Consider the following 6363-nt stretch of genomic DNA (forward strand, 5'->3'; position numbering starts at 1 on the left):
GGAGTGCCGGATCAGCCACCTGGTAGCATCAGACCTGGATGGCCGTCTGGCAGCCCGTCAGCGGTGCAGCTCGCCCGCGCGCTCCGGCTGATAGACCACCTCCAGGATCTCCACCTGGATGGTGCGACCGGCCGGGCCGGGCCAGGCGATGCTGTCACCCACCTTGAGCCCCAGCAGGGCACTGCCGACGGGCGCCAGCACGGAGATCTTCGATTCGTCCCCCTGCACGTCCTTCGGGTAGACCAGGGTCAGGCAGAAGTCGTTGCCACTGCTTTGCATCTTGAAGCGCACCGTGCTGTTCATGGTCACCACGTCCGGCGGCATGTCGGCGGGTTCGCGGATCTCGGCGCGATCCAGCTCCTCCTGCAGGGCCAGGTGCTGCGGGTGGCTGCCGAGCAGCTGTTCGATACGATCCAGATCCAGGCTGGAGATGACGAGATGAGGCTGTTGCATGGGGTATTCCTTATCAATGGCTGACGAGACCAGGATGACGGGCAGGCTGGTCGACAATGGGTTCGAAGGGTGAGAATAGATCGCAAGCGCGATGCCCCCGAGCGACTCGCGCAGCGGGGCGAGGGCGGGGGCTCAGCGGGGTGTGAGCGTACTTGAAGAAATCATGATTGCTTTCATGGGGATACCATAACCATTCTGAATGGCTTTGGCAATTCAGGGCGCCTGATAATCATACTGGTGCAGGATGCGGGCGAGGCTGCCATCCTCCCGCATCCCCTGGATGGCCTGGCGCCAGCGCAGCGCCTCGCTGCGGGAGAAGCGGTGGCTGGCAGCCAGGTAGAGGGTACTCTGTTGCAGGGTCTGGCCCCGCACCAGATCCGGGAGCGGCAGGCCGGCCCGCTGCTGGTTGTAGCGGGCGGTGTTCCAGGCCACGGCCCAGGCCTGGATGCGGCCGCGCGCCAGCTTGCTGGCGTTGCCCACCTCCTCGCCGACCTGCTCCTGTGCCACGCCCGCCAGCGGCAGGAGCAGGCTCTGGCCATGGGAGCCCCGCAATACGCCTACGGTGAGGCCGGGCAGATCCGCCACGGTGAGGCCGGGCAGATCCGCCACGGTGAGGGGGGTCGGGTGATGGTTGCGGTGGCTGACCAGCACGAATGCCTCCTCCAGGAGGGGGGCAATCCAGAGAAACTGGGATTCGCGCTGGGGATTTCTGGCCGGCGGCAGCAGCAGGACGTCTGGCCGGTGGCGGGTCTGGCTGAGGGCGCGGGCCAGCGGCATCAGCTCGATCTCCAGCGTCTCCCCGAGGCGGCGAGCCGCCTCCTCCAGCACCTCGATGGCCATGCCGCTCGGTGCCCCCTGATGGGAGCGAATGACATAGGGGGGAATGTCAGCGGCCACGACGACCACGGCGTGGGCCCGGGGGACCCACAGGAACGGGGAGCAGAGCAACAGGAGCAGGATGACGAGGCGCATGGAAAGTCAGGTCCGGGATGAATGCACAGAGTGTAACATCCCGTTACCCGATGTCAGCCTGCCCATGGTGACCGGGGCGGGTTCAGTCGAAGAAATCCCGCAGATCCAGGGTCTGGTACCCTTCCAGCCGTTGCCAGGGCAGGGCTTTGGGCAGGGGCTTCAGGGTGACCTCCATGCGGTAGCTGCGATAGCCGTCGAGGCTCGCCGATTCCACCACCAGAGGGATCTGCCAGCGGCCGGACCAGAGGATGCGGGTGCGCTGCCTGCCCTCGCGTTTCTCGTACCAGCGGGCCTGTTCGGGGGCCGCCTCGTCGAGGGGGGTCATGCCTTGCAGCAGGGCGGGGTCCACCAGGTGGCGAAGTTTGTCCCAGTGGGGGGTGAAGGCCACCTGGCCATACTCCTCGGGCGGTACCTCCACCAGCTGGTTGTGCCAGGCATCGGCGTAGCGCAGTTGCAGGTCTCCCCCGTCATCCAGGGTGACCCAGCGCGCCGCCATCTGGTGGGTGAAGTGCTTGTGACCGGGGTTGGCGTCGTGGGTGGCGTGATAGGCTCGCGCCAGGGGGAGGGGAATGAGCCGCTGGCTCCACACCTGGTTGCCGACCCGCAGCCACTTCTCCTGCCACTGGCTCTCCCGAGTGATGCCATCGCTGCCGGTGACCCTGTCCTGATAGCGGATGCGGGCGGCCAGATCGGGTACCTCGTCGGCCAGGAGGGGGAAGGAGAGGGCGCTGCCCAGCAGCCATAAAGAAAACAGCGTTTTCATCATCGTCTGTCGCTCGAACGGGCAGGGCCCGGCGCGGTGCCGGGCCCCGTCGGTCACAGGCCGAGCGCCTCCCTGAGCTTGCCGAACACACGGGTGTTGTCCAGCGTTCCCTTGAAGCGGTCGCTGCCGGCGCCGTCCGCAAACAGCATCACATCGCCGCCGCCGTGGGTCTCGGAGCCGAGCTTGACACCGGTCTCCTGCAGGTAGTCGTCCGCCATCACCTGATCGCTGGTGAGGCTGGGGCGCAGGTCCTGACGGTTTGGGCCGTTGCCGAACACCAGGGTAGTGAACGGCTTGCCGTCGACGTCGTTCTGGGTGGAGCCATCGGCGTTCTTGACCAGGTCCAGCACAGGGTTGCCCTTGGCGGAATAGCCGTTGATGGTCATGGTGTGGTCGTGGTCGGCGGTGACCACGATCAGGGTATCGCTCAGGTCCACCTTGCCGAGGGCCGTCTTGACCGCCTCGTCCAGCGCCACCGCATCGGTCAGCGATCGCTTGGCGTTGGTGGCGTGCAGGGCGTGGTCGATACGGCCCCCCTCCACCATCAGGAAGTAGCCCTGGTCGTTCTGGCTGAGCAGATCGATCGCCTTGGCGGTCATCTCGGAGAGGGATGGCTGGGTGCTGGCCGCCCCCTTGGCGACGCGGTCCAGCTCGTAGTCGAGGTGGGACTTGGCACTGAACAGGCCCAGCACCTTGCCGCTCTCGACCTTGGCCAGATCACTTTTGGTGGTGACGTACTGATAGCCCTGGGCCGTCAGCTCGGCGGTGAGATCCCGGCCGTCGGCTCGGCCGCCCTTGTTGCTGGCGCTGTTGTACGGTGTCCAGTGGTTGGCGCCGCCCCCCATCAGCACGTCGACCCCGTCCCCCAGCGCCGGGTTGAAACCGGCGCCGCCCGGCACCGCCTGCTCGGCGATGGCGTAGGCGGCGTCCCGGTGACAGATGTGGGCGTAGGTGGCCGCCGGGGTGGCATGGGTCAGCTCCGTGGTGGTGACGGCTCCCACCGACTTGCCCGCCGCCTTGGCCAGTTCGAGTATGGTGGGCACCGGGGTGCCGTTGTCGCTGGTGCAGTGGTTGACGCCCTTGTTGCCGTTGGCATCCTTGCCGGGGGCGACGGCCTGGGTGTCGCTGCTCATGGCGATCACCTCGTTGTTCATCTTGACCCCCGTGGTGTAGGCCGCCATGGAGGGGGCCGAGTCGGTGGTCTGGGCATCGTGGGAGAAGGTCTTGATGCGCGCGCTTCGGGGCAGCTTCATCATCTCCAGATCCCCCGCTTCCCCCACCTTGTAGAGGCGGGTGGCGGTGAGTACCGTGGGGCCCATGCCGTCACCGATAAAGAGGATGACGTTCTTGGCGTCGGCGGCCTGTGCCTGGGAGAGGCCGCCCTGAGTGCCGCAAAGGGCGCCGAGCAGAGCGGTGCAGACCAGCGTCTTTTTCATGGTGTTATTCATCCTGATAGTCCCTTACAGCTTGGCCGCAGCCTTGATCTTGCCGAACACGGCGGTGTTGTCGAGGGAGCCGTGGAAGCTCTCCGCCCCCTGGCCGATGGCGCCGAGGAAGACGTCCGTGCCGCCGTGGGTCTCGTTGCCGAGCTCGCCCACCTTGACCACCACCTCCTGGTGATAGTCGTCGGCGGAGACGGTGGCGTCGTCGAGGGCCGCCACGCTGCTGCGCGGACCGTCCACCCGGTTGTAGCCGTTGCCAAAGCCGATGATGGTGTAGGGCATGCCATCGCTGTCCTTGCTCGGCTCGCCGGTCTCGTAGTTCTTCACCAGCCCGAGCACGCCCGGATTGCCTGACGTGGTCTTGCCGGTGCGCTTGGCATAACCATTCAGGACGAGCGTGTGGTCATGGTCGGCGGTGACCACGATCAGGGTGTTCTTGAGCTCGGGGTCTGTCTTCTTCACCTCAAGGATGGCGGCCTGGATGGCGCCGTCGAAGGCCAGGGTGTCCTGCAGGGCGCGCTTGGCGTTAGTGTCGTGCAGGGCGTGATCGATGCGCCCCCCCTCCACCATCAGGAAATAGCCCTTCTCTTTATCCTTGAGCTGCTTGATGGCGGCCAGGGTCATCTGGGCCAGAGACGGCTCGCTGGCCGGCCTGTCCAGGTCGTACTTCATGTGGCTGGCGCCGAACAGCCCCAGCAGCGGCTTGCCCGCCTCGGCCCGGTTCAGCTCGTCCAGATTGCTGGCGAACTGGTAGCCCTTGGCCTGCATCTCGGCGATGAGGTTGCGGCCATCGGTACGCTTGCCCTTGTCGGCGGTGGGCAGGAAGAAGCCGCTGCCGCCCCCCAGCACCACGTCCAGCCCCTCTTTCAGGGCCGAGTTGTAGCCAGAACCGCCCGGTACCAGCTGGACGGCGATGTCCGCCTCCAGATCCCGGTTGCAGATATGGGCATAGGTGGCGGCCGGGGTGGCGTGGGTCACCCGGGTACTGGTGACCACGCCGGTACCGCGGCCGTCGGCCTTGGCCAGCTCCAGCAAGGTGGTGACCGGCTTGCCGCCACTCTGGCTGCAGTCGCTCTCCTGGGTGGCGTCGCCGTCCATGCTGATGACGCCGTTGTTGCTCTTGACCCCGGTCATGTAGGCCGCCATGGAGGGGGCCGAGTCGGTCACCTGGGCATCGTGGGAGAAGGTCTTGATGAAGGCCGTTTCCGGCAGGGTGTCGATGGTGAGGCTGCCCTCTTCCCCGACGCCGTAGATCCGGGCGGCGGTCAGGGTGTTGAGGCCCATGCCGTCCCCGAGGAAGAAGATCACGTTCCTGGCGCTGGGCTCGGGGGTGGTGCTGTCGTTGTTGGAGTTGCAGCCGGCGGCCAGGGCGGCGCCTATCATCACTGCAAGTCCTGCCATCTTTCTCATTGGGGTTCGCTCCTTGTGAAACCTGAGCGCAGCCTAGAGGTCACAGATGACACTTTTAGTGAAGCGGGATGACAATACGATGAAGCTATCATCCAAATGTTATGTTGTATCAATCACTTATTGATGAGGCGTCACCCGGTGGCGGACGAGCCCCGGGGACGGACCCGCTTGCCCATTCCCTCGGGGGAGTGCGTCCAACCGGCCAGAATGGCCTGTCAAATCGGGGCCGCAGCAGGTAAAATGCGCCCCCTTGCGATGAGTGCCCGCGGTCTGGCGCCTCACCACGCGCCTGCAGCCCGAGAGGGGACCGCCCCCTATGAGAGAGTAACGGATATGTCCATCAACTGGTTCCCCGGCCACATGCACAAGGCCCGCAAAGAGATTGCCGAGGTCATGCCCCAGGTCGATGTCATCATGGAGATGCTCGACGCCCGCATCCCCTTCTCCAGCGAGAACCCCCTGGTGCCGGAGCTGCGCGGGGATACCCCTGTGATCAAGGTGTTGAACAAGGCCGATCTCGCCGACCCCGAGATCACCGCACTCTGGGTGGCGCACATGGAGCAGGAGAAGGGGATCAAGGCATTGCCCCTGACCCAGCAGGAGCCGGAGAAGATCAAGCAACTGCTGACCCTGTGCCACGAGATGCTCCCTGAGCGCAACTTCGAGCTGCGCGGGGTGCGCGCCATGATCATGGGCATTCCCAACGTGGGCAAGTCCACCCTGATCAACACCCTGGCCGGGCGCATCATCGCCAAGACCGGCAACGAGGCGGGGGTGACCAAGTCCCAGCAGCGGATCAAGCTGGACAACCACGTCATCCTGACCGATACCCCGGGGTTCCTCTGGCCCAAGCTCAACCCGCCCTCCTGCGGCTACCGGCTGGCGATCACCGCCGCCATCAAGGACACCGTCTTCGACTACGCGGACATCGCCATGTTTGCCGCCGACTACTTCATCAAGGCCTATCCGGAGCGCATCAGGGCGCGTTACCAGCTGAGCGAGCTGCCCGAGACCGAGATCGAGCTGCTGGATCTCATCGCCCGCCAGCGCGGCTTCATGCGCAAGGGCGGCCTGGCTGATCTGCACAAGGCCTCGGAAATTCTGGTCAATGAATTCCGGTCCGGCATGTTGGGGCGGATCTCCCTGGAGACCCCGGAGATGGTGGCCGTCGAGATAGTGGAAGCGGATGCCGAGGCCGAACAGAAGGCGAAGGAGAAGGCGGAGCGGGAAGAGGAGCGCCAGGCGCGCGCCCGCCGCAAGTACGCCAAGAAGCGTCAGAGATGACCCCCTGCTGTCAGCGTACAGATGTGCAGAAGCGGCGAC

At 65.6% G+C, this 6363-nt stretch carries 6 protein-coding genes; 1 reads left to right on the forward strand and 5 read right to left on the reverse strand.

The genetic code is table 11. The features are described from left to right. Nucleotides 1–57: 57 nt before the first annotated feature. The 5 genes from rnk to AB5Y72_RS16595 form a co-directional block, all read right to left on the reverse strand. Nucleotides 58–453, reverse strand: coding sequence for a nucleoside diphosphate kinase regulator (gene rnk, locus AB5Y72_RS16575; RefSeq protein ID WP_042076417.1), 396 nt, complete (start codon nt 451–453; stop codon nt 58–60). A 213-nt stretch (nt 454–666) separates the two neighbouring features. Then, nucleotides 667–1425: a substrate-binding periplasmic protein gene (locus AB5Y72_RS16580; protein ID WP_368199258.1), complete on the reverse strand. Its 759-nt coding sequence runs from the start codon at nt 1423–1425 to the stop codon at nt 667–669. Nucleotides 1426–1507: 82 nt separating this feature from the next. Then, nucleotides 1508–2191, reverse strand: coding sequence for a hypothetical protein (locus AB5Y72_RS16585; protein WP_042076452.1), 684 nt, complete (start codon nt 2189–2191; stop codon nt 1508–1510). 50 nt (nt 2192–2241) lie between these two features. Then, nucleotides 2242–3636 (reverse strand): alkaline phosphatase, encoded by a 1395-nt coding sequence (locus AB5Y72_RS16590; protein ID WP_042076422.1) that lies wholly within the window; start codon nt 3634–3636, stop codon nt 2242–2244. A gap of 12 nt (nt 3637–3648) precedes the next feature. After that, nucleotides 3649–5040 (reverse strand): alkaline phosphatase, encoded by a 1392-nt coding sequence (locus AB5Y72_RS16595; protein WP_368199259.1) that lies wholly within the window; start codon nt 5038–5040, stop codon nt 3649–3651. Between the two features lie 333 nt (nt 5041–5373). On the opposite strand from AB5Y72_RS16595, the gene ylqF reads away from it, so the two are divergent. Next, nucleotides 5374–6324, forward strand: coding sequence for a ribosome biogenesis GTPase YlqF (gene ylqF / locus AB5Y72_RS16600; protein ID WP_368199260.1), 951 nt, complete (start codon nt 5374–5376; stop codon nt 6322–6324). Nucleotides 6325–6363 lie beyond the last annotated feature (39 nt).

Origin of the sequence: Aeromonas sp. R7-4 (assembly GCF_040908055.1) — a bacterium.
GTDB lineage: Bacteria > Pseudomonadota > Gammaproteobacteria > Enterobacterales > Aeromonadaceae > Aeromonas > Aeromonas sanarellii.